The organism is Sphingomonas sp. Leaf34 (assembly GCF_001421805.1).
Classification (GTDB): Bacteria; Pseudomonadota; Alphaproteobacteria; order Sphingomonadales; family Sphingomonadaceae; genus Sphingomonas.
Genome location: NZ_LMLC01000001.1, coordinates 516875 through 542479, shown reverse-complemented (window position 1 = coordinate 542479; position 25605 = coordinate 516875). Strand labels below are relative to the sequence as shown.

At 67.1% G+C, this 25605-nt stretch carries 20 protein-coding genes; 10 read left to right on the top strand and 10 right to left on the bottom strand.

Annotated elements, in window-relative coordinates:
• Positions 1-28: 28 nt before the first annotated feature.
• The 3 genes from ASF00_RS02475 to ASF00_RS02465 form a co-directional block, all read right to left on the bottom strand.
• A complete protein-coding gene (locus ASF00_RS02475; RefSeq protein WP_055873639.1) occupies positions 29-3361 on the bottom strand; it encodes a TonB-dependent receptor domain-containing protein in 3333 nt (1110 codons plus the stop codon).
• Between the two features lie 158 nt (positions 3362-3519).
• Positions 3520-4707, bottom strand: a complete 1188-nt coding sequence (locus ASF00_RS02470) for an acetyl-CoA C-acetyltransferase (RefSeq protein ID WP_055873636.1) — start codon at positions 4705-4707, stop codon at positions 3520-3522.
• Between the two features lie 33 nt (positions 4708-4740).
• Positions 4741-5736 (bottom strand): alpha/beta fold hydrolase, encoded by a 996-nt coding sequence (locus ASF00_RS02465; protein ID WP_082463174.1) that lies wholly within the window; start codon positions 5734-5736, stop codon positions 4741-4743.
• A 77-nt stretch (positions 5737-5813) separates the two neighbouring features.
• On the opposite strand from ASF00_RS02465, the gene phaR reads away from it, so the two are divergent.
• Positions 5814-6350 carry a polyhydroxyalkanoate synthesis repressor PhaR gene (gene phaR, locus ASF00_RS02460; RefSeq protein WP_055873633.1) on the top strand — a complete coding sequence of 179 codons (537 nt, stop codon included), beginning with the start codon at positions 5814-5816 and terminating at the stop codon, positions 6348-6350.
• A 24-nt stretch (positions 6351-6374) separates the two neighbouring features.
• The gene (locus ASF00_RS02455; protein ID WP_200910201.1) at positions 6375-6551 is read left to right on the top strand and encodes a hypothetical protein; all 177 of its coding nucleotides are present in this window, start codon (positions 6375-6377) and stop codon (positions 6549-6551) included.
• Here ASF00_RS02455 and ASF00_RS02450 read toward each other — a convergent pair.
• The 3 genes from ASF00_RS02450 to ASF00_RS02440 all read right to left on the bottom strand — a co-directional run bounded on the left by ASF00_RS02450 (position 6541) and on the right by ASF00_RS02440 (position 11117).
• Positions 6541-8001: a hypothetical protein gene (locus tag ASF00_RS02450; protein WP_055873627.1), complete on the bottom strand. Its 1461-nt coding sequence runs from the start codon at positions 7999-8001 to the stop codon at positions 6541-6543. The genes ASF00_RS02455 and ASF00_RS02450 overlap by 11 nt on opposite strands.
• Entirely contained in the window at positions 8001-9212 is a 1212-nt protein-coding gene (locus ASF00_RS02445) for a hypothetical protein (RefSeq protein WP_055873625.1), read from the bottom strand. The genes ASF00_RS02450 and ASF00_RS02445 overlap by 1 nt, the downstream gene beginning before the upstream one ends.
• 369 nt (positions 9213-9581) lie before the next feature.
• Positions 9582-11117, bottom strand: a complete 1536-nt coding sequence (locus ASF00_RS02440; RefSeq protein WP_055873623.1) for a CpaF family protein — start codon at positions 11115-11117, stop codon at positions 9582-9584.
• 135 nt (positions 11118-11252) lie between these two features.
• On the opposite strand from ASF00_RS02440, the gene ASF00_RS02435 reads away from it, so the two are divergent.
• Complete coding sequence (locus ASF00_RS02435; RefSeq protein WP_055873621.1) at positions 11253-12770, top strand: S1C family serine protease; 1518 nt, start codon at positions 11253-11255, stop codon at positions 12768-12770.
• Here the strand turns inward: ASF00_RS02435 and ada are convergent.
• Positions 12746-13801, bottom strand: a complete 1056-nt coding sequence (gene ada / locus ASF00_RS02430; RefSeq protein ID WP_055873618.1) for a bifunctional DNA-binding transcriptional regulator/O6-methylguanine-DNA methyltransferase Ada — start codon at positions 13799-13801, stop codon at positions 12746-12748. The two genes, ASF00_RS02435 and ada, sit on opposite strands and share 25 nt — an antisense overlap.
• Positions 13802-13915: 114 nt before the next feature.
• Here ada and ASF00_RS02425 point away from each other — a divergent pair, with 114 nt between their 5' ends.
• A complete protein-coding gene (locus ASF00_RS02425) occupies positions 13916-14758 on the top strand; it encodes an oxidoreductase (protein WP_055873615.1) in 843 nt (280 codons plus the stop codon).
• Positions 14759-15032: 274 nt separating this feature from the next.
• On the opposite strand, the gene ASF00_RS02420 is transcribed toward ASF00_RS02425, so the two are convergent.
• A complete protein-coding gene (locus ASF00_RS02420) occupies positions 15033-15710 on the bottom strand; it encodes a dienelactone hydrolase family protein (protein ID WP_055873613.1) in 678 nt (225 codons plus the stop codon).
• 332 nt (positions 15711-16042) lie between these two features.
• Between ASF00_RS02420 and ASF00_RS02415 the strand changes: the two genes are divergently transcribed.
• The 6 genes from ASF00_RS02415 to ASF00_RS02390 all read left to right on the top strand — a co-directional run bounded on the left by ASF00_RS02415 (position 16043) and on the right by ASF00_RS02390 (position 21555).
• Entirely contained in the window at positions 16043-16597 is a 555-nt protein-coding gene (locus ASF00_RS02415; protein WP_055873610.1) for a F0F1 ATP synthase subunit delta, read from the top strand.
• A 4-nt stretch (positions 16598-16601) separates the two neighbouring features.
• A complete protein-coding gene (gene atpA / locus ASF00_RS02410) occupies positions 16602-18131 on the top strand; it encodes a F0F1 ATP synthase subunit alpha (RefSeq protein WP_055873607.1) in 1530 nt (509 codons plus the stop codon).
• A gap of 70 nt (positions 18132-18201) precedes the next feature.
• Positions 18202-19095 (top strand): F0F1 ATP synthase subunit gamma, encoded by an 894-nt coding sequence (locus ASF00_RS02405; RefSeq protein ID WP_055873603.1) that lies wholly within the window; start codon positions 18202-18204, stop codon positions 19093-19095.
• Positions 19092-19685 carry a hypothetical protein gene (locus tag ASF00_RS02400; protein WP_055873601.1) on the top strand — a complete coding sequence of 198 codons (594 nt, stop codon included), beginning with the start codon at positions 19092-19094 and terminating at the stop codon, positions 19683-19685. Before ASF00_RS02405 ends, ASF00_RS02400 begins: the two co-directional genes overlap by 4 nt.
• A gap of 4 nt (positions 19686-19689) precedes the next feature.
• Positions 19690-21174 carry a F0F1 ATP synthase subunit beta gene (atpD, locus tag ASF00_RS02395; RefSeq protein WP_055873598.1) on the top strand — a complete coding sequence of 495 codons (1485 nt, stop codon included), beginning with the start codon at positions 19690-19692 and terminating at the stop codon, positions 21172-21174.
• 126 nt (positions 21175-21300) lie between these two features.
• A complete protein-coding gene (locus tag ASF00_RS02390; protein WP_055873595.1) occupies positions 21301-21555 on the top strand; it encodes an ATP synthase F1 subunit epsilon in 255 nt (84 codons plus the stop codon).
• Positions 21556-21764: 209 nt separating this feature from the next.
• Here the strand turns inward: ASF00_RS02390 and ASF00_RS02385 are convergent, their stop codons facing one another.
• Entirely contained in the window at positions 21765-23936 is a 2172-nt protein-coding gene (locus ASF00_RS02385) for a primosomal protein N' (protein WP_055873592.1), read from the bottom strand.
• 120 nt (positions 23937-24056) lie between these two features.
• Positions 24057-25517 (bottom strand): sensor domain-containing diguanylate cyclase, encoded by a 1461-nt coding sequence (locus ASF00_RS02380; RefSeq protein ID WP_055873589.1) that lies wholly within the window; start codon positions 25515-25517, stop codon positions 24057-24059.
• Between the last annotated feature and the right edge of the window lie 88 nt (positions 25518-25605).

Here is a 25605-nt window from a genome sequence, read left to right as displayed (position 1 = left end):
TCGCACGTCAGGTTCGTTTGGAACCGGATCAGAAGCGGGCGGTCACGCCTGCATAGAAACGACGGCCGACGTTGTCGTAGATGCCGCTGCCTGCGCCGATACCGGTCGCACCCAGGGGCGGGAGACGGTCCGTCAGATTGTCGACGCCGACGTAGAAGTTCGACCGCTCGCCGATGTCCACGCCCACCTTCATGCCGATGTACAGGACATCAGGATAGAAGGACTGGCTGAAGTCGTCGAGGTTCTGCGGCGCACGGCCCTGGAAGGGCTCCTGGTTCTCGATCGCGCCGACCGACTGCTTAGCCAGATAGCGGAACTGCGTGTCGAGGGTGAACTGACCGAAATCGACACCCAGGTTGACGTTGACCGCATCCTTCGGCTGCCCGATTTCGCCGTTCAGGTTGTCGCCAAAGTCGGGCTGTACGGGGTTCAGGAAGTTCGTGTTCTCGAACGAGTGCGTATAGATCACCTGACCGGACACGCGGGTCGCTCCGAAGCTGCGCGTGTAGGCGAGGTTCGTATCGATACCGCGAACCTTCAGGCTGGCGAAGTTGAACGGCAGCTGGAGAAGGCTTCCCTCGATGATCCGGTAGGCCTGTTCCCCGTTCGGACCGGTCGCACCGGCAGCAACGCGCGTGAAGCTGTTGCAGAACTGGTTGTCCGTGATCGATGGTGCGTCGTAGCAGGTATTGGCGATCGCCTGTGCGGAAGGCGCCGCGATGACCCGGTTGACCTGGATATTATAGTAGTCAACCGACAGCGTCAGACCCGGTGCAAAGCGCGGCTGGATGACCCCACCATAAGTGTACGAATCAGACTTTTCCGCCTGAAGGTTGGAGTTGCCGCCGCTCAGCGTCTCGAGCGACTGCACGTACTGGTAGTTATAGTTGGCCGGGATACCCGCTGCCGCGCAGTTTGCGGCACGGAACTGCGTGCCACGGCCGAGATTGTCCGCCGAGCAAGGATCGACGAACCCTGGTGCGAAGTTCTGGCCAGCCGGCGAGAACTGCTCCGAAAGATTCGGGGCGCGTACGGCACGGCCATAGTTGGCACGGAAGCGGATGTCCTGGATCGGCGAGTATTCACCGCTCAGGTTGTACGTGTAGACCGTCCCTGCGGAGCCCTTATAGTCGGAGACACGGCCGGCAGCGGACAGCGTCAGCTCCTTGATCAGGACGATGTCCTTGAGCAGCGGAATGCGGACTTCGCCGAACGCTTCCTTCACTTCGAACGATGGCGGATTATAGGCCGCGATCGCGTTGTAGAAGGTGTAGCCCGCCTCGACCAGCGGATCGGCCTGGAACTTGTTCGTCTCCCGACGATACTCACCGCCGATCGAGAAGCCGATCGGTCCGCCCGGAAGATTGATGAACTTCGACGTGTCGCCGGCGACGGTGCCGAGGATGTCCAGCTGCGTGATCTTGCCGAACGACTGCGTGTTGCGCAGCACATAGTTGCGTGCGGCATCCGAGATGCTGCCGACGCCGAACGGATTGAGCGGCTGGCACGCGGCGATGTTGCTGTCGAGGATCGCCTGACCCGCTGCGGTCGGGAGACCGGTTTCCGGATCAATGCCCGCACCAACCTGCTGCGCGCTTGCGAGCCCGCGTGCTGCGGTGTTCTGCGACCCGCAGACGATCTGACCCGCGGCGTTACGCTGCGCGTCGAGCGCCAGGCTCAGGCGCTGGACGTCGACGTTGCCGAGAACCTTCGTCCTTTCCCGAAACTCGCCATAGTTCGCGGACAGTTCGTAGTTGAAGGTGTCGGCGAAATCGCCGCGCACGCCGCCCACGAAACGATACGTCTCGCGACGCGCGTCCTCACGACGCGAACCCAGATCGGTCAGGTTCTTGCGCAGGATGAAGCGCTGCGTGCCGGCGTTGATTGCCGCAATCTGGTTCGCCTGGACTTGGGCGGCGGTCAATCCATTGCCTGCGGCGAATGCCGTCCCGGTCGTGATGTTGATGCCGTTGGTCGCGGACTGCAGCGCCTGGGCGGTCAGCGTCGCGCGCGACGTCGCGTCGAGGAACGGGTTGTCGAGGCGCGGACGCTCGTACAGCGCGTCGATCGTGCTGCCGGTGAAGAACGCCGGACCCGAGCCGCCGAGGCTGACCGAGTCGACGCGGACATACTTGGCTTCGAAGAACGGCACGAACGCGGTCGAGACATCGAAATGACCGATCATGTTTGCCGAATAGCGGTCGATCTGCGGCAGAAGCTGCAGCAGAACGCCCTCGCGCCGCGTGTTTCCGTTGCCGCCGAGGAACGTTCCGGCGGGCGCGCCCGACGGGGTCGTTGCACTGCCGCCGGCGATGCCGACGCGCGTGCCGGTCTGGCGCGTGAGCGTACCCGCCGGCTGGAACAGGTAATTGACGGTATAGGCGCGACCCAGCGGATCACGGCCGCCGGGCGCTGCCGACGTCGCGCCGATGCCCGCGCCGGCGAACGACACGAGGCCGCCATCCGAGAACGTACCGACGCGGACGTCGCGGAAGAACGTTGCGTCCGGCACGCCGTCGAAGTTCAGGTTGCCGTTGAGACCGGCGCCTGCCGGATCGATGTTCGTCGTGACGAACGCGTCGTTCTGGCGATAGTTTTTGCGGCTCGATGCGAACAATGCCTGCGTGCGGGCATATTCCAAATTGACCGCGATGTTGCCGCGGCCGTCTGCGAAATTCTTGCCGCCCGTCACGCTGACGAAATAGCTGCCTGCGTCCTTCTCGTCGCTGACGCCACCCTGACCGCGGATCTGCAGGCCTTCAAAGTTGCTCTTGAGGCGGAAGTTGACGACGCCGGCAAGCGCATCCGAGCCGTACACGGCCGAGTTGCCGCCGGTGACGACGTCAACGGCTTCGAGCAGATCGGTCGGGATCGTGTTGACGTCGACGGATACCGCGTTGTTGAGGATATCCGCGCCGACGTGACGGCGTCCGTTGACGAGCACGAGCGTGCGCGACGTTCCCAGGCCACGAAGATCGAGCAGGTTGAGGCCGCCGGTGCCGAGGAACCGGGTCGAGTTCGACTGGCCGAACGAGCTCTGGAGCTGCGGGAGATCGTTGAGCACGTCGCCGATCGACGTACGCGCGGTCTGCGTCAGTTCCGCAGCGGAGATGGTCGTGACCGGAACGACCGACGTGGCGTTGGGCGAGCGGATGCGCGAGCCCGTAACGAGGATTTCCTCACCGCCTGCGGCGGGCTTCCCATCGGCCTGCGTAGCGCTGGTCGTCTGGACCGGTTCCTGCGCCATCGAATCGCCCGCGACCGGTGCCGGTTCGGTGGTCGTCTGCGCGAAAGCACCGTGCGGAAGAAGCGCCAGTGCGCCTACGACCGCCGTGGCGCCAAGAAAGCGATTGAATTTCATGTTTTTTTGCCCCGTTTTCGTCGATGGGGCATTCAAACTTGTTCGGGTCGTCTGCGCAAGGTTCTGTTCATAATCACGACGCGGACATCACCCTTTTGCGTCACCATGTGACAAAACCGTCACAATGGATCGTCCCGCAAATCTCGCATGACCGCGTCTTATCGCTCCAGACACATCGCGATCCCCATGCCGCCGCCGATGCACAACGTCGCCAGGCCCTTCTTCGCATCGCGCTTCTGCATCTCGTAGATCAGCGTCGTCAGGACGCGCGCACCGCTCGCGCCGATCGGGTGGCCGATCGCGATCGCGCCGCCGTTGACGTTGACCTTGCTTGCGTCCCAACCGAGCTCCTTGCCGACCGACAGCGCCTGCGCGGCAAACGCTTCGTTGGCCTCGATCAGGTCGAGCTCGCCGAGCGTCCAGCCCGCCTTCTCGAGCGCGCGGCGAGTCGCGGGGACGGGGCCGATACCCATCACCGACGGGTCGACGCCCGCCGACGCCCAGCTCCTGATCGTCGCGAGGATCGGCGAACCGCGACGTTCGGCCTCGTCGCGGCGCATCAGGACGAGCGCGGCGGCGCCATCGTTGAGGCCGCTCGCGTTCGCCGCAGTGACGGTGCCGTCCTTCTTGAACGCGGGTTTCACGCCCGAGACGCTCTCGATCGTCGCACCGGCGCGGATATATTCATCATCGGCGACGATCGTGTCGCCCTTGCGGCCCTTGATCGTTACCGGCGCGATCTCGTCCTTGAACCGCCCTGCGCCGCGTGCGGCCTCGGCCTTGTTCTGCGAGGCGACCGAGAACGCGTCCTGCTCGCCGCGCGTGACCTGATATTGCTCGGCGAGATTCTCGGCGGTGATGCCCATGTGATAGCCGTTGAAGACGTCGGTCAGGCCGTCGCTGACCATCGTGTCGACAAGGCTGAGGTTGCCCATCTTCTGGCCGCCACGGATCGACTGCGCGTGCGCCGAGAGCGACATCGATTCCTGCCCGCCCGCGACGACGATCGTCGCGTCGCCGGTCTGGATCGCCTGGCAGCCGAGCGCGACGGCGCGGAGGCCGGAGCCGCAGACCTGGTTGACGCCCCAGGCGGGGATCTCCTTGGGCACGCCCGCCGCCATCGACGCCTGGCGCGCGGGATTCTGGCCTTGCGCAGCGGTAAGCACCTGGCCGAGGATCACTTCGGACACGTCTTCGCCCGCCACGCCCGCCTGACCGAGCGCAGCCTCGATCGCGATGCGGCCGAGTTCGTGCGCGGGCGTTGCGGCGAACGCGCCGAGGAAGCTGCCGACGGGGGTGCGCTTGGCGGCGGTGATGACGACGTCAGTGGGGAGCAGGTCGGTCATGTCGGGATCCTCTGTGTTTGTACTCCGTGTACGTCAGTCGAGCGCGGCGATCCAGTTGGCGAGCGGTTCCCAGAGGCGCGCGCGGGCGGAGCGGCCGATGACCATGCCGACATGCCCCGCGGCGAGATCGCGGCGGTCGGCAAGCCCGATCGCGGTGGCGGCAGGGACGATCCGGTCGCTGAGCGATACGAACTCGACGGTCGGGCAGGCCAGCGCGCGCGGATCGACCGGGATGCCGGCGATCGCCCAGCGGCCCTTGCCGGGGCGGTCTTCGGCGATCCAGTCCTCGAACAGCGACGCGGCGGCGGCGTAGGGGAGGGGGGCGCCGGCGTTCGCCCAGTCCTCGAGCCGGACGAACGCGCGCGTCGCATCGCTGTCGGGCAGGAGGTCGGCGAAGGCTTCGTATTTGGCGATGGTGCGGGTCGGGTCGAGTTGCCAGAAGCCGGTCTGCAGCACTTCCATCGGGAGCAGGCCCAGCACCGCGGCGGCGGGTTTCACCGCGGCCCAGGTTGCGGCGAGGCTGGGACGGCTTTCGGCGTACCCCGCAAAATGCCACGGCGCGGCGATCGTCGCGACGCCGGCGACGGGCGTCATCGCGGCGGCGCCCAGCGCCAGCGTGCCGCCGAGGCAGTAGCCGACGACGACCGGTGGTCGGGGCAGTGCCTGCAGCAACGGGACCAGCAATCGCTCGACATGCGCGGCAAGATCGAGGTCGCGGTCGGCGTTGCCGGGCGATCCCCAGTCGACCAGCCAGGCGTGGAACCCCTGCGCGGCGATCCACCGCAGCAGCGAAGTATCGCGCGAATGATCGAGGATATCGGGCGGGTTGATCAGCGACGGGACGAACACGACGGGGCGTCCGCGGCCGCCATAATCGCGCAACGACACGCGGCCGGCGCGGTGGATCGCGGGCATCGGATCCGCCCGCAGCTCTCGCGGCGCGCCCTGATACGCGCGCAATCCGGCCAGCGCGCGCGCCATCCGGTCGGGCGATGCTGCGGTCTCGCTGCGCAGCAGCGACAGGAACAAGGGTAGAGGTCTGGGTCCTTGTTGCGGTGCGTCATCAAAGACTGTAGCCTCCGTTTCAAACATAAGACGGGGGATCCATGAAGAAGCAACCAGCGGCCGACGGAATCGTCATCATCAAGAAATACGCCAATCGGCGTCTCTATAATACCGAGACCTCATCGTACATCACGCTCGATCATCTCGCGACGATGACCCGCGAGGGCCGCGACTTCAAGGTGGTCGATGCGAAGACCGACGAGGACATCACGCACAACGTCCTCACGCAGATCATCATGGAGGAAGAGAGCCGCGGCGAGACGATGATGCCGGTGAATTTCCTGCGCCAGCTGATCTCGATGTACGGCGATTCGATGCAGACGATGGTGCCGGGCTACCTGGAGGCGTCGATGGACAGCTTCCGCCGCAATCACGACCAGTTCAAGTCCGCGGTCGAGGGTGCGTTCGCCAACTCGCCGTTCGCCGATATCGCCAAGCGCAACCTCGCAATGTTCGACGTCGCCGCCCACGCGATGACGCCGCCCGCGCCGGCACCCGCTGCCAGCAAGGACGACGAGATCGCGGCGTTGCGCACCGAACTCGCCAAGTTGCAGGAAAAGGTCGAGAAGCTCGGCTGAGCGGTCGGACCGATGGGGGCGCCGGTGTTGTGGAGTGCGAGCGGCGCGCTGGCCGCGGTTGCCATCCTCGCGGGGGTCGGCGAGCGTCGCCGGCGACGACGGCGCGATCCGGATTCGGTCGGCTGGGTCGACTGGCCGACCGTCCAGATGCTCGCGCTGATCGCACTCGCCATCACGATCGGGCTCGCGTTCAAGACCTGAAGCGGCGGTCGTTCCTGAGATAGACGACGGTGTGCCAGCTGTTCCGCGGGGTCGTGAAGACCGGGCGGTAGTCGCGCGCGAGCGCCGCCTTGACCGCGCGCAGGCTCCCGCGGTTCCAGATCGACAGCCGCCGGTCCGACGTGACGATGACGGGTGGGCGGCGCGCGAGGATGCGGCGCACTTCGCCGGGCTCGTCGATCCCGGTCGCACCCTGTTCGGTGTCGTAGGCGAGCAGGTTGGGAAAGGCATAGGCGGTCGGCAGGCAGGCGTGCGCGAGGTGGTAGGTGATCGTATCGCCGATGAAGACGTACGGGCAGGCGCCGCCGCTGTTCGTCGCGACGATTTGCGCGACCCGGTACGCGCCAGCCGAGTCGTTTGGATGGATCGCGCGCTTGGCGACGAGGATCGAAGCGGTCACGCCCAGGGTCAGCGCGATCATCCGAACCGACCGATCGAGCATGGGCGCGGCGAGGATGGCGAGCGGCGCGACCAGCGGCAGCGCATAATGATCAAAGAACGTCCCGATCGCGAAGAAGCCGATCAGCGCCCAACCCAGCCAGGCGTAACCGACCATCAAAGGCTCGACAGCGACTCCACTCCGCGGCCGCGCACGCCATGTCAGCCCGGTCGCCAGGATTAGCGGCGACAGTTGCGCGGCGATGCCCAGCAGCCGCATCGCAAGATCGCTCGCCGAATAGCCGCGTCGCAAAGCGATCGAGGCGAAGTTGGCGAACCAGAACGCGTCGAACGCGGCCGCGCCTCGGGCGTGATACCAGCCGATCGCGGCCAGCGTCGGCAGCAACCCCGTCAGCGCCCAGGCGGCGGTCGCGCCGGCGGTCTGATACCCGCTCGTGCTTGCACGCCGCAGATACCAGAGATGTGCCAGTCCGAAAAACGCGCCTTCGAACATCGGCGTGTATTTCAGCTGGATCGCGATCCCGGCGAGCAGGCAGGCGACGATCCCGCTCGCGACGATCGCCAGCGGGCGCTGGTCGGCGGCCTTTGCGGGCAGTCGCAGCGTCAGCAGCCCGGCCACCGCCATCGGCAGATTGTAGAAGACGGGCGCCTGCCCGCCGCCTCCACCGACCAGCGTGATTGCGACGAGATAGGCGATCCCCGCGACCATCGCACCGCGGTCGTCGGCACCGATCGTCCCGGCGGCACGGCGCACGACGAGCGCGGTTGCCCATGCGCATCCGGTCGCGACCAGCTGATAGGCGAGGATCCCGTTGCCGGGGAGCGTGCGAATCCCCGCAAACAGCAGGAACAGTCCGACCGGCTTGCGGTCCCAGATGTCGACATAGGGCACCGCGCCGTGCAGCAGGCGATCCCCGACCAGCAGATAATATTGCTGGTCGGGCTCGATGACCGGGTTGCCGAAATCCCACGCCCGGATCGCTAGCGCCACCAGCAGCAGGAGCATTGCGCCCGCCCAGCGGCTGTGGCGCATCAGTAAAATCGTGCGAGCGTCAGCGCGCGCGTCGTGCCGTCGCACAGCCCGAGCCGGACGACGCGCCCGGGCGCGCCCGCGGACCAGAACGCGATCGGGCTGGTCGCATAGTCCGCGGGGATCGGCACCGTGTCGATCGTGCAGATCAGGTCGCCGTCCTTCCACCCGGAGGCCGCCGCGGGGCCGCCGCGCATCACGTGGAGGACTTTCAATCGGTTGGGCTCGACACCCACAAGCAACCCGCTGGTCGATCGCAACGGCTGCGTATCGGCCTTTGGACCGCGGCTGAGCACCATGCGGCGCGCGCCGGGATCGAGCAGGACGCGGTAGTTCTGCAGGAATCCCGAGCCGATCCGGCCGGCGACGCCGATCGATTGCGAAAAGCCGCCCGCGGGTTCGATCCGCACTTCCGACCAGCGCGCGACCATATTGCCGACATGGATGTCGGGAACGATTGCGAGGCCGCTGATCGCGGGGCCGGCGAGACCGAACGAGATCGCGGTGGTGGACGGCACCGCAAGGCTTGCCGCCGCCCAGCCGGGGGCCGTGACGGTGATCGACGATCCGTCGCCGGTATCGACCACGACCGGGGCGAGCCTGCGGTCGCCGAGCGTGATCGCGCTTTCATAGACGCTGCGTTCGGCGGAGACCCGCAACGACGCGGTTTCGCCCTTGAACGGCAGCCGGCCCGAGCGGAGCAGGCGGAAGCGGTGCGCGGCGTAATCGATGTCGAGCGCGTAGCCCGCCATCATGTCCGCACCGACGAGCAGGTCGACGGCAGAGGCGCTGCCGGTGGCGATCGCGGGAAGATCCGCGACCGTGACGCCGCCGCCGGTCCGCGCGAGCCCGCCGACCGCGATCGAGCGCGTCGGCATCCAGCCGAGCGCGATCGATCCGCCGATCGCGGTCGCACTGCCGCCGGCGACCAGCTTGGCGGTATCGACCGCGGGGGAGGCCTTTGCGAGCAGCGTATAGCTGACGCCGGTGTCGAGGATCGCGGTGACGTCGCGCCCGTCGAGCTGCATCCTGAAGCGGATCTGGTTGCCCGGGGTGAGGTCGAACGGCACCCAGCGCGTCTCGGCATTGGTGGCGAGATGGTAGACGCCGCGGTCTCGGGCGGCTGGCGAAATCGCGGCCGGCGCTGCCGGCTCGCGCGCGGAAACGATGAGGACCGCCAGCAGCGGGACGAGCGTGAGAAGGGCGCGGCGCATATGGCACCGTCCCTAGCGGGTCGGTGGCGGCGTACAAGCGGCGCGGGGTGCGCCGATCGAAGAGCGGACTTGTCCCCTTGCGCAAAGGACGTGGCCGGGTTTCACCGACGGTCCGCCCGCGCTCGTGTTTGAGCGCCAAAGCCGATCGGCAATCCTCCCCCCGCCCGGGGGGAGGTGGCTGGCGCTTGCCAGACGGAGGGGGCGGTAAGCGCCGACGCGGGTTCCGTGTTCTCGTTCTCCGTCGCTCCGCGCCCCCTCCCGCTGGCGGGGGAGGATCGAATCCTGCGCTGCTTATGTCGACTGAAGCAATGCCCCATCCCGTCCGAGGCCGGGGTGATGGGTATGGTGAAGGCCCTGAGGCAACGCCCCTTACAGGCACGCCTCCAGATACGCCTGATCGAATCCGAACTGCTTGGCCTTCTCCAGCGTATACGGCCGCAACCCCATCGACCGGTATTCGCCCAGGATCTTGCCGTCGGCCGACTCGTCCATATACTCGAACTTGAACAGCTCCTGCGTCACGATCACCGGACCTTCCATGCCGATCACCTCGGTGATGTTCGTCACGCGACGCGAGCCGTCGCGCAGTCGCTTCACCTGGATGATCAGCTCCACCGAGTCGGCGATCTGGCGCGAAATCGCTTCCTTCGGCACCTTGATGTCCGACATCATCACCATGTTCTCCATACGCGCGAGCGCCTCGCGCGGGGAGTTGGCGTGGAGCGTACACATCGATCCGTCGTGACCGGTATTCATGGCCGCGAGCATGTCGAAACACTCGGAACCACGAATTTCGCCCAGGATGATCCGGTCCGGCCGCATACGCAGTGCGTTCTTCACGAGATCGCGGATCGAGATTTCGCCCTGGCCCTCGAGGTTGGCGGGGCGCGTCTCGAGAGGGAGCCAGTGGGGCTGTTGCAGCCGAAGCTCGGCCGCGTCCTCGATCGTCAGCACGCGCTCGCCGGGGTCGATCATCTTCGACAAGGCATTCAGCATCGTCGTCTTGCCCGAACCCGTACCGCCCGAGATCACGACGTTGAAGCGCGACGCGCCCGCGATCTTCAGCGCGGTCGCCATCTTGGGGCTCATGCTGCCGAACCCCGCCATCATGTCGAGCGTGATCGGTTTGGCCGAAAACTTACGAATCGAGATCGCGGTGCCGCGCAACGATAGTGGCGGCACGATCACGTTGACGCGGCTGCCGTCCTTGAGGCGGGCGTCGGCGAGCGGCGTGGTCTGGTCGACTCGGCGGCCGACCGAGTTCACGATCCGCTGCGCGATCTGGAACAGATGCTCCTCGTCGCGGAACTGGATCGGCGCGAGCTCGAGCTTGCCCTTGCGCTCGACATAGGTCTGTTCGGGGCCGTTCACCATGATGTCGGTGATGTTCGGATCCGCCAGCAGCTCTTCCAGCGGCCCGAGCCCGAGCAGCTCGTCGACCAGCACCTTTTCCAGCGCGAACTGTTCGCGGCGGTTGAGCGTCAGCTTCAGTTCGGCGAGCACCTCGCCGATGATCGGGCGGAATTCCTCCGCCAGCTCGTCCTTGCCGAGCGTCGCGGCGGCCTCGGGATCGACGCGTTCGAGCAGGCGCGGGAGGACCTGTTCCTTGATCTTGTGGATCGACTGTTCGAAGCCCTCGACGCGGCTGTTGCCCGCCTCGCCGCTGGCGTTCTGGCGATCGGAGAGGCGCTGCATCGCGTCCATCTGCGTGCCGGGCATCGTGCCGGGGCCAAAGCCATCGGTTTCGCCGGGCATCGGCAGCGACTCGATCGGCGGAAACTGCGAACCGCCTTCGGGCTCGGGGCGTGGCGCAGGGCCACCTCCTTGCATCGGGCGCGCCACGCCGAATGCTGGCCGGGCCGCTTGCCCCCCGCTGATGCCATTACGACGCCCGAATGCGCTCATGCCCAAATCCCTGGATGATTGCCCAACGGGTTAGGGGGCAAGGCTTGATAATTCGCTAACCAAACCGGATCGGCGCGCGTGGTCCCGGCGGTGCCGAGGGTTGATCGCCGCCGCGAACTCCCCGAAGGCGGGGACATGATCCGCCTGCTGCTCCTTCTCGCGCTGACTTTCGGGTTGGCCAGTTCCGCGTCGGCCGACGACATCGCCGCCACCGGGCGCGGCGTGGTGCGCGTCGTCACGATCGCGGTGGTCGACGACCAGGTCGTCGGCTTCGGCCATGGCAGCGGTTTTGCGGTCGCGCCCAACCGGATCGTCACCAACGCGCACGTCGTCGATCTCGCCGAGCGCTATCCCGACAACGTCGTCGTCGGGATCGTGCCCACCGAGGGCACCAAATCCTACCAGGGCAAGGTGATCGCCTATGATTCGCAGCGCGATCTGGCGCTGATCGAGTTCACCGGCGCGCGCCTGCCGCCGAGCGCGCTGTATACCGGGCCGATGAACGAGGGCGATGCGGTGGTGTCGCTCGGCTTTCCCGGCAATGTCGACCTGGCGACCGCGCGGTCGGCGGCGGACTATATCCGGCCGATGACGCCGGTCCGATCGGAGGGCGTGTTGTCCGGCCGCCGCGTGCTGAGCGATATCGAGGTGCTGCTGCACACCGCCAGCATCGCGCGCGGCAATTCGGGCGGTCCGTTGCTCGACCGGTGCGGGCGGGTGATCGGCGTGAACTCGGCGATCACGCGCGGCGAGGACGGCGATTCGACGTTCGGATTTGCGATCGCGGATACCGAGCTCGCGGGCTTTCTGCGCGATTCGAAACAGCCTTATGCGTCGATCGGCACGGGCTGCACCTCGATCGAGGATCGCCTGCGGCAGGACAGCGACGCCGACGCGCGCGCGACTGCCGATGCGGCGTCGGCGAGGCGCGACGCGGCGGCACAGGATGCGTTGGCGCGCGAGGGCGCCGTCGAAAAGGCCCGGACCGAGGCGGCGCGCACGCGCGAGAACGTGATGGCGATCGCCGGGCTGTTGCTCGTCGCGGGCGCGCTGGTGATCGGCAGCGCGGGGCTGCTCGAATCGCGTGGCCAGCGGCGGCAGGCGATCTGGGCGGTCTCAGTCGGCGGCGTCGCGGTACTCGTCGCGATCATCGTGTTCGTGCTGCGGCCGTCGGGCGAGGTCGAGGTGCCGCTGTCGGCGCTGCCGAAGTCGCGGCTGGCGACGCCCGATGCGGCGCTCGGCAAGCTGATGTGCACGCTGATCCCCGAACGCAGCCGGATCACGATCTCGTCGAGCGAGGACGTGCCGATCGAATGGGGCGCCAAGGGCTGCATGAACGGCAAGACGCAATATGTCGGTGCGCGGAACCTTGGCGGGGGCGGCCGCTTCGACCGCGTGCTGGTGCCCGATGCCGAGCAGACCGTGTCGGTGCTGTCGTTCGACCCGGCGACGCGAATCTATTCGAACACGCGCTACCTGATGTCGGCGGCGGGCATGGCGGCGGCGCGGACCGCGCGCGGAATCGTACCGAACGTGTGCGGGATGGACGACACCGCGCTCGCCAAGCTGACCAGCCAGCAGGCGGCGATCCGCGCGGTGCTGCCGCCGCTGCCCAACGAGAAGCTCGTCTATTCCTGCAAATCGGCGCGCTGAGCGGCTTCGACAGCGAGCAGCTTGCGTTTGCGGTCGAGCCCGTACGCATAGCCGCCGAGTGCCCCGCCGATCCGCTGCGCGCGGTGGCAGGGGATAACGATCGACACCGGGTTCTGGCCGCACGCGGTGCCGGCGGCGCGCACCGCGGCGGGCCGGCCGGCGAGCGCGGCGAGTTCGCTATAGGTGCGCGTCTCGCCGATCGGGATGGTGCGCAGCGCCTGCCAGATCGCCTCCTGGAACGCGGTGCCGCGGACGTCTAGCGGGAGGTCGTGGTCGCGTTCGGGGGATTCGACGGCGGCGACGACATGCGCGGCCAGCTCGGCCAGCGCGGCATCGCCCGGTTCGATCGTCGCGTTGGGGAAGCGGCGACGCAGCTCGTCGGCGTCTTCGTCAAACGAGACGCGGCACAGGCCCTTGTCGGTGGCCGCGACGAACAGCGCGCCGAGGCTCGTGTCGGCGATGGTCCAGCGAATCGTGACGCCTTCGCCGCCGCGCGCCCACGCGCTGGGCGCCATGCCAAGCCGTTTGGCATCCGCCTCGTAGAAGCGGCTCGGGGCGGAATAGCCGGCGTCGTAGATCGCTTCGGTCACGGTCGAGTCCTCCGATAGGGCGTCGGCCGCGCGGCCGGTGCGCAGTGCGCGCGCATAGGCGGCGGGGGTGACGCCGGTGGCGCGCTTGAACAGGCGGTGGAAATGGTGCGGCGCGTAGCCGACCTGCGCCGCGACCGCGTCGAGCGAGAGCCGGTCGTCGGCGGCTTCGAGCAGCGCGATGGCGGCGGCGACGGCGATCCGGTCGCGGCCGACCGTGTCCGGGGTGCAGCGCAGGCACGCGCGGAATCCGGCGGCGCGCGCACTCGCCGGGTCGGGGTGGAAGCTGACATTCTCGCGCTTGGGGTGACGCGCGGGGCAGCTCGGCTTGCAGTAGATGCCGGTGGTCTTCACGCCGACGAGAAACCGGCCGTCCCACGCGCGATCGCGCGCCGCGAATGCGCGCCACGCGGTGTCGTCGTCGAGGGCAGGGGCGGTGCTCATGGGACGGTTATAGCGCGCCGCGCTCCCCGCGCATCCCGTGGCTTGCGCTCAAAGCCGGAGCCAATCGCGGGCCCGGCCGTTCCTCTACGCATACCCCATAACGAAAGATGTCTCATGGCCTCCGACACCCCCGTCTGGTTCATCTCCGGCTGCTCGACCGGCTTCGGTCGCGAACTTGCCAAGCTCGTGCTCGCGCGCGGCTGGCGCGCGGTCGTCACCGCGCGTGACGCGACCCGCGTCGCCGATCTGGCGGACGGCGCGGAGGATCGCGCGCTGGCGGTGTCGCTCGACGTGACCGATCAGGCGCAGATCGACGACGCGGTCGCGCAGGCCAGGGCGAAGTTCGGTCGGATCGACGTGCTCGTGAACAATGCGGGCTATGGCTATCAGGCCTCGGTCGAGGAGGGCGAGGAGTCCGAGATCCGCGCGCAGTTCGATGCGAACGTGTTCGGGCTGTTCGCGCTTACGCGGGCCGTGCTGCCGATCCTGCGCGCGCAGAAGAGCGGGCATGTGATCAACATCACGTCGGTCGCGGGGCAGATCGGGTTCCCGGGCTCGGGCTATTATGCCGCGTCGAAGCATGCGGTGGAGGGCTGGTCGGATGCGTTGCTCGCCGAGGTGAAGCCGCTCGGGATCGATGTGACGTGCGTCGAGCCGGGGCCGTTCCGCACCGACTGGGCCGGGCGTTCGCTGAAACAGACGCCGGTCGCGATCGCCGACTATGCCGACACCGCGGGCAAGCGGGTCGACGGCACGCGCGAGGCCAGCGGGACGCAGGCGGGCGACCCGGTGCGCGCTGGCGAGGCGATGATCGCGCTCACCGAGGATGCGAACCCGCCGCGGCATCTGGTGCTGGGCGCATGGGGGTATGATCACGTGACGGCGAAGCTGGCGGAGCGGTTGAAGGAGATTGAGGCGCACAAGGCGGCCAGCCTGGGCGCGGATTTCCCGGCGTAATGTGAAATTCCTGTTTCCCCGCGAAGGCGGGGATCCAGGAATCACGGGCGGGGCGCTGCTGGATTCCTGGACCCCCGCCTCCGCGGGGGAACGAGGGTGCGAGCCTCCCATCCAACAAAGCCGCCGTTCCGCCATTTGCCCACCCCGGCAAATTTCACCACCCCGGCGAAGGCCGGGGGCCAATTGGGGGACGTCGCTAACGAAGCGCTTCCCCCGGTTATTGCCACCTTCCCAATTGGGCCCCGGCCTTCGCCGGGGTGGTAGAAAGGGGAGATCAGCCCCCGTTGGCGCGGAACAGGTCGAGCGTGCGCTGCTTGGCGAGATCCGCGCTCGGCTCGTGATAATCCTTGCGCCGGTCCGAATTGAACCCGTGGCCGGCCTCGTAGACATACACCGTCGCGTTGGGCCAGTCCTTGGCGACGACCTGCTCGACGCCCTCCATCGGGATGCCGTGGTCGTGGCGACCGAAGTGGAGGATCACCGGCACCTTGGGCTCCTCGTCCGCCGCGGCGGGGATCATGCTGCCGTAATAGCCGCTCGCTGCCGCAACGCCGGTGAGCTTGGTCGACGCGAACCACGCGACCGACCCGCCATAGCAATAGCCGACCACGAACACCGGGCCCGCCGGCGCGAGCGTGTCGATGCACGTCTGGACGTCGCTCAGCGACAGCTCGAACGGATGGAGTTGTCGTGCGAGTTCGATCCCGCGCGCGAGGCCGTCGCCCGAATAGTCCGCCTCGAAGCCGGGATGCTCGCGGTCGAACAGCGCGGGGGCGAGGACCTCATAGCCGTCGGCGGCGTATTCGTCGCACAGGTCGCGGATATGGTCGGTGACCCCGAAGATCTCCTGCACCAGGACCAGCCCGCCGCGGCGTTCCCCTGCCGGGTGCGCGTGATAGACCGCGACGGTCGCGCCGTCGGACATGGTCATCGTTTCCATCGTGCCGGTCATTTTAAGGTCCTCGTCGTGTGATCCTGTTCCGACCACTATCGTCATTCCCGCGGAGGCGGGAACCCATAGTGGCAAGCCGTGCGATGAAAGCGCCGGGTCCGGAGGTTATGGATCCCCACCTTCGCGGGGATGACGGGGAGGGGGAAGATCGGGGGCCTCCAGCCCCGTACCAATGACAAAACAGTCACAAACCGATCCTCCCGACCCTCCCGCCGGGTTGCCAATCCCGGAACCCGATGCTACCCGCGCCGCGTCCCATGAGAGGTGCTTTCGCGCCCTCTTCCCCCATGGGACAGCAACATTTTCGGTTTCAGGCGAGGATTGACAGGTCCGTGGAGACATCCGGCGGTATTCAGGCGAGCTTAGGCGGGCGTTATGCGCTGGCCCTGTTCGAACTCGCACGTGACGCGAAGACGATCGACGCAGTCGAGTCGAGCCTGTCGCGCGTGCGTGACGCACTGGCGCAGTCGGAGGACTTTCGTGCTCTGACGATCAGCCCGATGGTGTCGCGTGGCGCGGCGGTGAAGGCGGTCTCCGCGGTCGCCGACGAACTCGGCGTCGATGCGACCACCAAGAGCTTCCTTGGCGTGCTCGCCGAGAACCACCGGCTGGGCGCACTGCCAAAGATCATCAAGGCGTTCCGCGCGCTCGCTGCGCAGCATCGTGGCGAGATCGCGGCCGAAGTGACCTCCGCGCACCCGCTGACCGACGAACAGGTGATCGAGCTGAAGCATCAGCTCCGCCAGCGCGTCGGCCGCGAAGTTTCCGTCGACCTCAGCGTCGACCCATCGTTGCTGGGTGGACTCGTCGTCCGCGTCGGCAGCCAGATGATCGATTCGTCGATCAAGACGCGTCTCAACACTCTCGCGCACGCGATGAAGGGCTAAGCTAATGGATATCCGCGCCGCAGAAATCTCGAAGATCATCAAGGATCAGATCGCCAATTTCGGCACCGAGGCCCAGGTCAGCGAGACCGGCCAGGTGCTGAGCGTCGGCGACGGCATCGCGCGCATCTTCGGCCTCGACAACGTCCAGGCCGGCGAGATGGTCGAATTCTCGAACGGCGTGCAGGGCATGGCGCTCAACCTCGAGGCCGATAATGTCGGCGTCGTGATCTTCGGGTCGGACTCGGAGATCAAGGAAGGCGACATCGTCAAGCGCACCGGCACGATCGTCGACGTGCCGATCGGCAAGGAGCTGCTCGGCCGCGTGGTCGATGGCCTCGGTAACCCGATCGACGGCAAGGGCCCGATCCACACGACCGAGCGCAGCCGCGTCGAGGTCAAGGCACCGGGCATCATCCCGCGCCAGTCGGTCAGCGAGCCGGTCCAGACCGGTCTCAAGGCGATTGACGCGCTCGTCCCCGTCGGCCGCGGCCAGCGCGAGCTGATCATCGGCGATCGCCAGACCGGCAAGTCGGCCGTCGCGATCGACGCGTTCATCAACCAGAAGATCGCCAACGCCGGCGACGACGAGTCGAAGAAGCTGTATTGCGTCTATGTCGCGATCGGCCAGAAGCGCTCGACCGTGGCGCAGCTCGTCAAGACGCTCGAAGAGAATGGCGCGATGGAATACACCATCGTGATCGCCGCGACCGCGTCGGACCCCGCACCGCTCCAGTATCTCGCGCCCTATACCGGCGTCGCGATGGGCGAATATTTCCGCGATCGCGGCATGCACGCGCTGATCTGCTACGACGATCTGTCGAAGCAGGCGGTCGCGTATCGCCAGATGTCGCTGCTGCTGCGTCGTCCGCCGGGCCGTGAAGCGTATCCGGGCGACGTGTTCTATCTCCACAGCCGTCTGCTCGAGCGTGCGGCCAAGATGTCGGACGCGAACGGCGGCGGCTCGCTGACCGCGCTGCCGATCATCGAGACGCAGGCGGGTGACGTGTCGGCGTACATCCCGACCAACGTGATCTCGATCACCGACGGCCAGATCTTCCTCGAAACCGACCTGTTCTTCTCGGGCGTGCGCCCGGCGATCAACGTCGGTCTGTCGGTCAGCCGTGTCGGCTCGGCCGCACAGACCAAGGCGATGAAGAAGGTGTCGGGCTCGATCAAACTCGAGCTCGCACAGTATCGCGAGATGGCAGCGTTCGCGCAGTTCGGGTCGGATCTCGATGCGTCGACGCAGAAGCTGCTCAACCGCGGTGCACGCCTGACCGAGCTGCTCAAGCAGGCGCAGTTCTCGCCGCTGCCGTTCGAGGAGCAGACCGTGTCGATCTTCGCTGGCACCAGCGGCTATCTCGACAAGGTGCCCGTCGCCGACGTGACCCGCTACGAGCAGGCGCTGCTCGCCGACATGCGCGCGAACCATGCCGATGTGCTCAAGCTGATCCGCGATACCCGCGATCTGGGTAACGAGGCGAAGGACAAGCTGAAGGCAGCGCTCGAAGCGTTCGCCAAGACTTTCGCTTAAGTAGAACATGCCCCCGCTGACGCGGGGGCAGGCTGGGCCTCCGCCTTCGCGGAGGAACAAAGGGACGTAGATGGCGAGCCTCAAGGCACTCAAGATCCGCATCGGCTCGGTGAAGTCGACGCAGAAGATCACCAAGGCGATGAAGATGGTCGCCGCTGCGAAACTGCGCCGGGCGCAGGATGCGGCGGTCGCTGGCCGGCCCTATGCCGAGCGGCTCGAAGCGGTGATGGCGAGCCTCGCGGGGCGAGTCGGCATCGCGCCGGGCGCATCGCCGCTGCTGGCCGGGACCGGCAAGGACCAGGTCCACCTGATCGTCATCGCGACGTCGGAGCGTGGTCTCGCGGGTGCGTTCAACACCAACATCGTCCGCGCGGCACGTCGCAAGGCCGAGGAGTTGATCGCGGCCGGCAAGACCGTGAAATTCTATGTCGCCGGCAAGAAGGGGCGCGTGATCAAGCGCTTCTTCCCGAACGACATCCTCGCCGATCACGAGATGAGCCAGATCAAGAAGCTCGCGTTCAGCGACGCGCAGGAGATTTCGGAAGACCTGATCAAGCGCTTCGGCGAAGGTCAGTTCGACGTCGCGCATCTGTTCTACGCGAAGTTCGTGTCGGCGCTGGTGCAGGTGCCGACTGGCATCCAGATCGTCCCCGTGCCGATCTCGACCATCCCCGGTGCAGAGGCCAAGCCCAACGCGCCGGCGGAAGCCGTGACCGAATACGAGCCCGACGAGGAAGCGATCCTCGCCGACCTGCTGCCGCGCAACGTCGCGATCCAGATTTTCCGCGCGCTGCTTGAAAATGCGGCGTCGGAGCAGGGCAGCCGCATGAACGCGATGGACAACGCCACGCGCAATGCCGGCGACATGATCACGCGTCTGTCGATCCAGTATAACCGCACGCGTCAGGCCGCGATCACGACCGAACTGGTCGAGATCATCTCGGGTGCCGAAGCGCTTAAATGAAGTTCGTCGTCGCCCTGACGTCCCTGTTCGTGGGCACTGCGTTGTTGGTGAGCTGCGGCAAGCCGGCACCGACGGTGCGCGAGCAGGAGGCGGCGCAGGCCAGGTCGGTCGCAAGCCTGTCGGGCTGGGATCGGCTGTTCGCCGCCCCGCAAGAGACGATCGGCGCGATCAACCAGGCCGGCTTCGCGCTGGGCGGCTATGCGGCAAAGGACGAGGGCTTCATTGCCACCGGCCAGCCGCGGATGTTCTCCAACTCGAACGCCAAGGCGCCGAATACGACCTCCGTCGTCGTCGCCGGCAAGAGCGCCGAGTCGATCGACACCGTGACCTATGCGTTGTCGCTGACCGATCCGGTCGACGCGACCACCGCACGGATGCGGCTCGCGCAGACCGTCGGCGAGTTTCTGGGCCGCTTCAAGATCAAGGCATCGCCCGATCTGTTGCGCGCGATCCGCCTCGGCAAACCGCTCGATGCGGTCCCGATCACGGTCGCGCTCGTCCCTTCGACCAGCGGTGCGCCCGAGCGCATCGACGTGACTTTTACCCGTTCACCGGCTACCAACCCGGCCAACAACAAGACCCAAGGATAGTGTGATGGCAACCGCCGCTGAAGACATCCGCCCGACCGAGGGCAGCTCGAAGGCCACGAACAACACCGGCCGCATTTCGCAGGTCATCGGTGCCGTCGTCGACGTGCATTTCCCCGATAACCTGCCCGCCATTCTGTCGGCGCTCGAAACCGACAACAACGGCAACCGGCTCGTGCTCGAGGTCGCCCAGCATCTCGGCGAGAACACCGTGCGCACGATCGCGATGGACGCCACCGAGGGTCTGACCCGCGGCCAGACCGTCACCGACACCGGCTCGCAGATCCGCGTGCCCGTCGGCCCGAAGACGCTCGGCCGCATCCTCAACGTCATCGGCGAGCCAATCGACGAGCGTGGTCCCGTCGGCGCAGAGACGACCGCACCGATCCATGCCTCGGCACCGCTGTTCGTCGACCAGTCGACCGAGAGCGCTATCCTGGTCACGGGCATCAAGGTCATCGATCTGCTCGCACCCTATGCAAAGGGCGGCAAGATCGGCCTGTTCGGCGGCGCCGGCGTCGGCAAGACCGTGCTGATCCAGGAACTGATCAACAACATCGCCAAGGGCCACGGCGGCACCTCGGTGTTCGCGGGCGTCGGCGAGCGTACCCGCGAAGGTAACGATCTGTACCACGAGTTCCTCGACGCAGGCGTTATCGCCAAGGATGCCGACGGCAATCCGCAGTCGGAGGGCTCGAAGGTCGCGCTGGTATTCGGCCAGATGAACGAGCCGCCAGGCGCACGTGCTCGTGTGGCTCTGTCGGGTCTGACGATCGCCGAATATTTCCGCGACGTCGAAGGCCAGGACGTGCTGTTCTTCGTCGACAACATCTTCCGCTTCACGCAGGCGGGCGCAGAGGTTTCGGCACTGCTCGGCCGCATTCCGTCGGCCGTGGGCTATCAGCCGACGCTTTCGACCGACATGGGCGCGCTGCAGGAGCGCATCACCTCGACCAACAAGGGGTCGATCACCTCGGTGCAGGCCGTGTACGTGCCGGCCGACGATCTTACCGATCCGGCGCCTGCGACGTCGTTCGCGCATCTCGATGCGACGACCAACCTCAACCGCGCGATCTCCGAGCTGGGCATCTACCCGGCGGTCGATCCGCTCGATTCGACCTCGCGTCTGCTCGAGCCACGCGTCGTCGGCCAGGAGCATTACGACACCGCGCGTGCGGTCCAGTCGACGCTGCAGAAGTACAAGTCGCTGCAGGACATCATCGCGATTCTCGGCATGGACGAGCTGTCCGAAGAAGATAAGCTCACCGTGCAGCGTGCGCGGAAAATCCAGAAATTCCTGAGCCAGCCGTTCCACGTCGCCGAGGTCTTCACCGGCATCAGCGGCAAGTTCGTCCAGCTCGAGGACACGGTTCGCTCGTTCAAGGCGGTCGTCGAGGGCGAGTATGATCACCTGCCCGAGGCTGCGTTCTACATGGTCGGCGGCATCGACGAAGCCGTCGCCAAGGCCGAAAAGATGGCCGCGGAAGCGTAAGCGCTTCTAGCTCCCTCTCCCCTCCGGGGAGAGGGTTGGGGTGAGGGGCCGCCACAAGCGCTCCCGCCCGGTACTGCCCCTCACCCCGACCCTCTCCCCGACGGGGAGAGGGAGAAGGCGAATAAGATGCTGCACTTCGAACTCGTCACGCCAGAAAAGCTCGTCCGCTCGGAGGAGGTCTATATGGTCGTCGTCCCCGGCACCGAAGGCGATTTCGGCGTGCTGGAGGGCCATGCGCCCTTCATGTCGACGGTCCGCGACGGTGGCGTGCAGGTGTACCGCACGCAGAACGGCACGCCGGAGACGATCGCGATCCGCGGTGGTTTCGCCGAGGTCAGTGCCAAGGGCCTGACCGTGCTGGCCGAGCACGCGGGCGAGTAAAGATTTGTGTCCCCGCGAGGGCGGGGACCCAGTCTGGGCACCCGCCTTCGCGGGTGAACAAACCTTTTTGTTTCGTCCATCCCGGCGAAGGCCGGGGCCCAAATGGGCGACGCAGATGATACGCGCTTCGACGCGTTTCCGCTGTCCCCCAATTGGGCCCCGGCCTTCGCCGGGGTAGTGGCGGTGTTCGGAGGAGGCTCTCCCCCGGCCTACAGAAAATTATACGGGTCGACGTCGACGGTCACCCGCGCCTTGGACGGCCAGTCCAGCTTCCCCAGCCACTCCCGGATCACATCCTGCACGTCGAGCGCACGCTTGGCGTGGACCAGCAGCCGGTACCGGTGCCGCCCGCGCAGCATCGCCAGTGGGGCAGGGGCGGGCCCATAGACGTGCATGCCCTCGACCTCGGGCGCACTCCGCCCGACCAGCTTGGCGGTTTCGTGCGCGCATTTCTGGTCCTCCGACGAGACCACGATCGCGGCGTAGCGCCCAAACGGCGGCGCACCCGCGTCCTTGCGCGCGTCGGTTTCCGCCGCGTAGAACGCATCCGCATCGCCGGTGATCAGCGCCTGCATCACCTGCGCGCCCGGGCTGTGAGTCTGGATGAACACGTGCCCCGGCTTCTCGCCACGCCCCGCGCGCCCCGACACCTGCCGGATCTGCTGAAAGGTACGCTCCGCCGCGCGCAGATCGCCGCCGTCGAGGCCCAGGTCGGCATCGACCACGCCGACCAAGGTCAGGTTGGGGAAGTGATACCCCTTCGTCACCAGCTGCGTGCCGACGACGATGTCGATATCGCCCGCCTCCATCCGCCCGACGAACTCCGCCGCCTTGGCGGGCGACCAGATCGTGTCCGACGTCACGACCGCAGTCTTCGCCGCGGGGAACAGCGCCGCCACCTCGTCGGCGATCCGCTCGACGCCCGGCCCACAGGCAACGAGCGTATCCTCGCCCTTGCATTCGGGGCACACGCGCGGCGTCGGCTCGGCATGGCCGCAATGATGGCAGGCGAGGCGGTTGGTGAGACGGTGCTCGACCATCCACGCGGTGCAGTTCGGGCACTGGAACCGGTGTCCGCACGTCCGACACAGCGTCAGCGGCGCATAGCCGCGCCGGTTGAGGAACAGCAGCGACTGCTCGCGCCGCTCGAGCGTCGCCTGCATCGCCTTGACCAGCTTGGGCGCCAGCCACCGGCCGCGCTCGGGCGGGTCCTTGATCAGGTCGATCGGCTCGATCGTCGGCATCTCCGCGACGCCGAACCGGCCGGGCAGCTTGAGCTCGGCATAGCGCCCGGTCGCGACCTGTTGCCGCGTCTCGATCGCGGGTGTGGCGGACGCTAGAATGACCGGGCACCCCTCGAACTTGCCGCGCATCACCGCGACGTCGCGCGCGTGATAATGCACGCCCTCTTCCTGCTTGAAGCTCGTCTCGTGCGCCTCGTCGACGACGATCAGCCCTAGGTCGCGATACGGCAGGAACAGCGCCGAGCGCGCGCCCACCGTCACCAGCGCCTCGCCACTCGCGATCGCGCGCCACGCACGACGCCGCTGCGTCGATCGCAGCCCCGAATGCCACGCGACGGGCTCGCACCCGAAGCGCTGGTGGAAGCGCTTGAGGAACGGTTCGGTCAGCGCGATCTCGGGGAGCAGGACTATCGTCTGGCGGCCATCACGGATCGCCTGCGCCACCGCCTCGAAATACACCTCGGTCTTGCCCGAGCCGGTGACGCCGTCGAGCAGCGTCGGGTGGAACGCATGCTCCGCCACCCCCGCCACCAAAGCATCCGCCGCGGCGCGTTGGTCCTCCGACAGGACGGGCTCGTGATATGACGGATCCGGCATGGGGTAGGGGACGTCGATGCTCACCTCGACCGCCTCGATCGCGCCGACCTTCACCAGCCCGCGGACCACCGCGTCGCTGACCTCCGCCAGCGTCGCCAATTCGCGGATCAGACCCTGGCGGTCGCCGATCCGCTCAAGCGCCTGCTCGCGCTGTGGGGTCAGGCGCGGCGGCACGACCCCGGTCGAGCGATACTCGACCGCCGTCCGCGCGCCCTCCAGCGCCGAGGTGGAGGCGAGCGTCATCCGCAGAACCGACGCGGTCGGCGCGAGGTAATAATCCGCGGTCCACTCGACCAGCCGCCGCAACGGCGCCCCCAGCGGCGGTACGTCGGCCACGGCCAGCAGATTGCGCAACCGGTTGTCGCCGACCTCCGCATCGGACGGCATCCGCTCCGCTTCCCAGACCACGCCGAGCAATTGCCGTGGCCCCAGCGGCGCGACGACGATCGAGCCCGGCCCGACCTCCATGCCGGCAGGCACGCGGTAGTCGAGCGGCCCGAGGGCGGCGTTCAGGATCAGGACACGGGCGCGAGACGACATCGGCGCAGTATATGGGGGCGGATCGAGTCCGCGTGAACCGTCTGCGCGCGCCGGGCGGCTGGATTGGATCAACAAGCGACCCTCAGGGTCCGCTGCCAGCAAGCGGCCGGCGAACGGGACCTATGCCACGTTGCGCCGCTCGGTGCGCCGCCGTTCGCCGACCCGCGCGCGCTTCGCCTGATACAGGATCGTGTCAGCGCGGTGGACGAAGTCGCGGATCGTGTGGCAATCGCGGTCTAGCGTCGCGATCCCGACGGTGCCCGCACTGACCATCGCCAGACCGCTCATCGCGATCGGAAAGCGCAACGCCTCTTCGAGTCGGCGGCAGACATAGTCCGGCGAGACCGATAGCACCGCATCGTCGACGATCACCGCAAACTCGTCGCCGCCCAGCCGCGCGGCGAAGCTGCCCTTGAGCCACGGTGCCTCGAGCACGCGCCCGACCCCGCGCAGCACGTCGTCGCCCGCCGTATGACCCAGCGTGTCGTTGATCGCCTTGAACCCGTCCAGATCGAGCAGCGCGAGCAGCAGCGGCGTGTCATGCTCATGCGCGCGCGTCATCGCGGTATCGAGCGCACGATCGAACGCCGCCCGGTTGGCGATGCCGGTGAGCGAATCGGTGTCCGCGCTGCGCCGCAGCGTCAGTTCGAGCGCATGCCGTTCGGTGACGTCCTGAAACACACCGACCAGCGCACCCGGCGCATCGCCGGCTTCCTCGAATTCGCCCAACACCCGGACGCGGCGCTGCTCGCCCTGCACGGTCCTGAAATCGACTTCGAGATCCAGCGACTCGCCCGTTTCGATCGCCCGCGCGATCCCCGCCGTGATCTCCGCGCGCGCATATGGGGGATAGAAATCCATCGCCACCGCCATCGTCGGCGGCGCGGTCATCGGCAGTCCATAGATATGATAGACGCCGTCGGACCATTCGAGGCGATCGTCGGCGAAGTCCAGGCGCCAAGATCCGAATGCCGCCATCCGCTCTGCCTGGCGAAAGATCCGGTCCTGGCGCACGAGCGCTGCCGCCTGGCGATCCGCGGTCTGCGCTATCGACAATGCCTTCTGCGCCGCGGACCGCGCGGCGATCGTCGTCTCCGCCAGCGTCGCCAAATGCGTCAGCGCGCGTCGACCCGCGTCGTTCAGGCTGCGCGGCACGGTATCGACGATGCACAGTGCACCGATCGCGTGACGCTCGCCGACGCCGTCCACCGCGTGGATCGGTGCGCCGGCATAGAAGCGCAAGCCGTCCTCCGGGGAGACGATCGGGCTCGATTCGAAGCGCGGATCCCGGGTCAGGTCGTCGACGACCAGCGGGACGCTCCCCTGGATCGTGTGCGTGCACATCCCGACATCGCGCGCGATCTCGCCGCGATCGCCCTTGCTCGTCGCCTTGATCCACAGCCGATCGGTATCGACCAGCGTCAGCATCGCGGTCGGGCAACCGAGCATTTCCGCGGCCAGCGCGACCAGCGCATCGAATTCGCGCTCGGGTTCGCTGTCGAGCAAAGCAAGCGCGTGCAGCGCGGCCAACCGTCGTGTCTCGTCCGCGAACATATCGGTCGTGGGCAGTGCAGAGGTCATGGCGATCTAATAAAGCGAGGACGTTAATTTTCTTTGGCGAGACATCAGGATACTGTCCACCGAATGACCATGATCGACACCCAATCGT

What these genes read in the sequence shown, in the direction of transcription:
- ASF00_RS02425 (WP_055873615.1), top strand. Translation starts at nt 13,916, where the DNA reads ATGGCCTCCGACACCCCCGTCTGGTTCATCTCCGGCTGCTCGACCGGC.
- ASF00_RS02380 (WP_055873589.1), bottom strand. Translation starts at nt 25,517, where the DNA reads ATGACCTCTGCACTGCCCACGACCGATATGTTCGCGGACGAGACACGA.
- ASF00_RS02445 (WP_055873625.1), bottom strand. Translation starts at nt 9,212, where the DNA reads ATGCGCCGCGCCCTTCTCACGCTCGTCCCGCTGCTGGCGGTCCTCATC.
- ASF00_RS02440 (WP_055873623.1), bottom strand. Translation starts at nt 11,117, where the DNA reads ATGAGCGCATTCGGGCGTCGTAATGGCATCAGCGGGGGGCAAGCGGCC.
- atpD (WP_055873598.1), top strand. Translation starts at nt 19,690, where the DNA reads ATGGCAACCGCCGCTGAAGACATCCGCCCGACCGAGGGCAGCTCGAAG.
- ASF00_RS02390 (WP_055873595.1), top strand. Translation starts at nt 21,301, where the DNA reads ATGCTGCACTTCGAACTCGTCACGCCAGAAAAGCTCGTCCGCTCGGAG.
- ASF00_RS02385 (WP_055873592.1), bottom strand. Translation starts at nt 23,936, where the DNA reads ATGTCGTCTCGCGCCCGTGTCCTGATCCTGAACGCCGCCCTCGGGCCG.
- ASF00_RS02475 (WP_055873639.1), bottom strand. Translation starts at nt 3,361, where the DNA reads ATGAAATTCAATCGCTTTCTTGGCGCCACGGCGGTCGTAGGCGCACTG.
- ASF00_RS02420 (WP_055873613.1), bottom strand. Translation starts at nt 15,710, where the DNA reads ATGACCGGCACGATGGAAACGATGACCATGTCCGACGGCGCGACCGTC.
- ASF00_RS02435 (WP_055873621.1), top strand. Translation starts at nt 11,253, where the DNA reads ATGATCCGCCTGCTGCTCCTTCTCGCGCTGACTTTCGGGTTGGCCAGT.
- ASF00_RS02450 (WP_055873627.1), bottom strand. Translation starts at nt 8,001, where the DNA reads ATGCGCCACAGCCGCTGGGCGGGCGCAATGCTCCTGCTGCTGGTGGCG.
- ASF00_RS02405 (WP_055873603.1), top strand. Translation starts at nt 18,202, where the DNA reads ATGGCGAGCCTCAAGGCACTCAAGATCCGCATCGGCTCGGTGAAGTCG.
- ASF00_RS02400 (WP_055873601.1), top strand. Translation starts at nt 19,092, where the DNA reads ATGAAGTTCGTCGTCGCCCTGACGTCCCTGTTCGTGGGCACTGCGTTG.
- atpA (WP_055873607.1), top strand. Translation starts at nt 16,602, where the DNA reads ATGGATATCCGCGCCGCAGAAATCTCGAAGATCATCAAGGATCAGATC.
- phaR (WP_055873633.1), top strand. Translation starts at nt 5,814, where the DNA reads ATGAAGAAGCAACCAGCGGCCGACGGAATCGTCATCATCAAGAAATAC.
- ada (WP_055873618.1), bottom strand. Translation starts at nt 13,801, where the DNA reads ATGAGCACCGCCCCTGCCCTCGACGACGACACCGCGTGGCGCGCATTC.
- ASF00_RS02470 (WP_055873636.1), bottom strand. Translation starts at nt 4,707, where the DNA reads ATGACCGACCTGCTCCCCACTGACGTCGTCATCACCGCCGCCAAGCGC.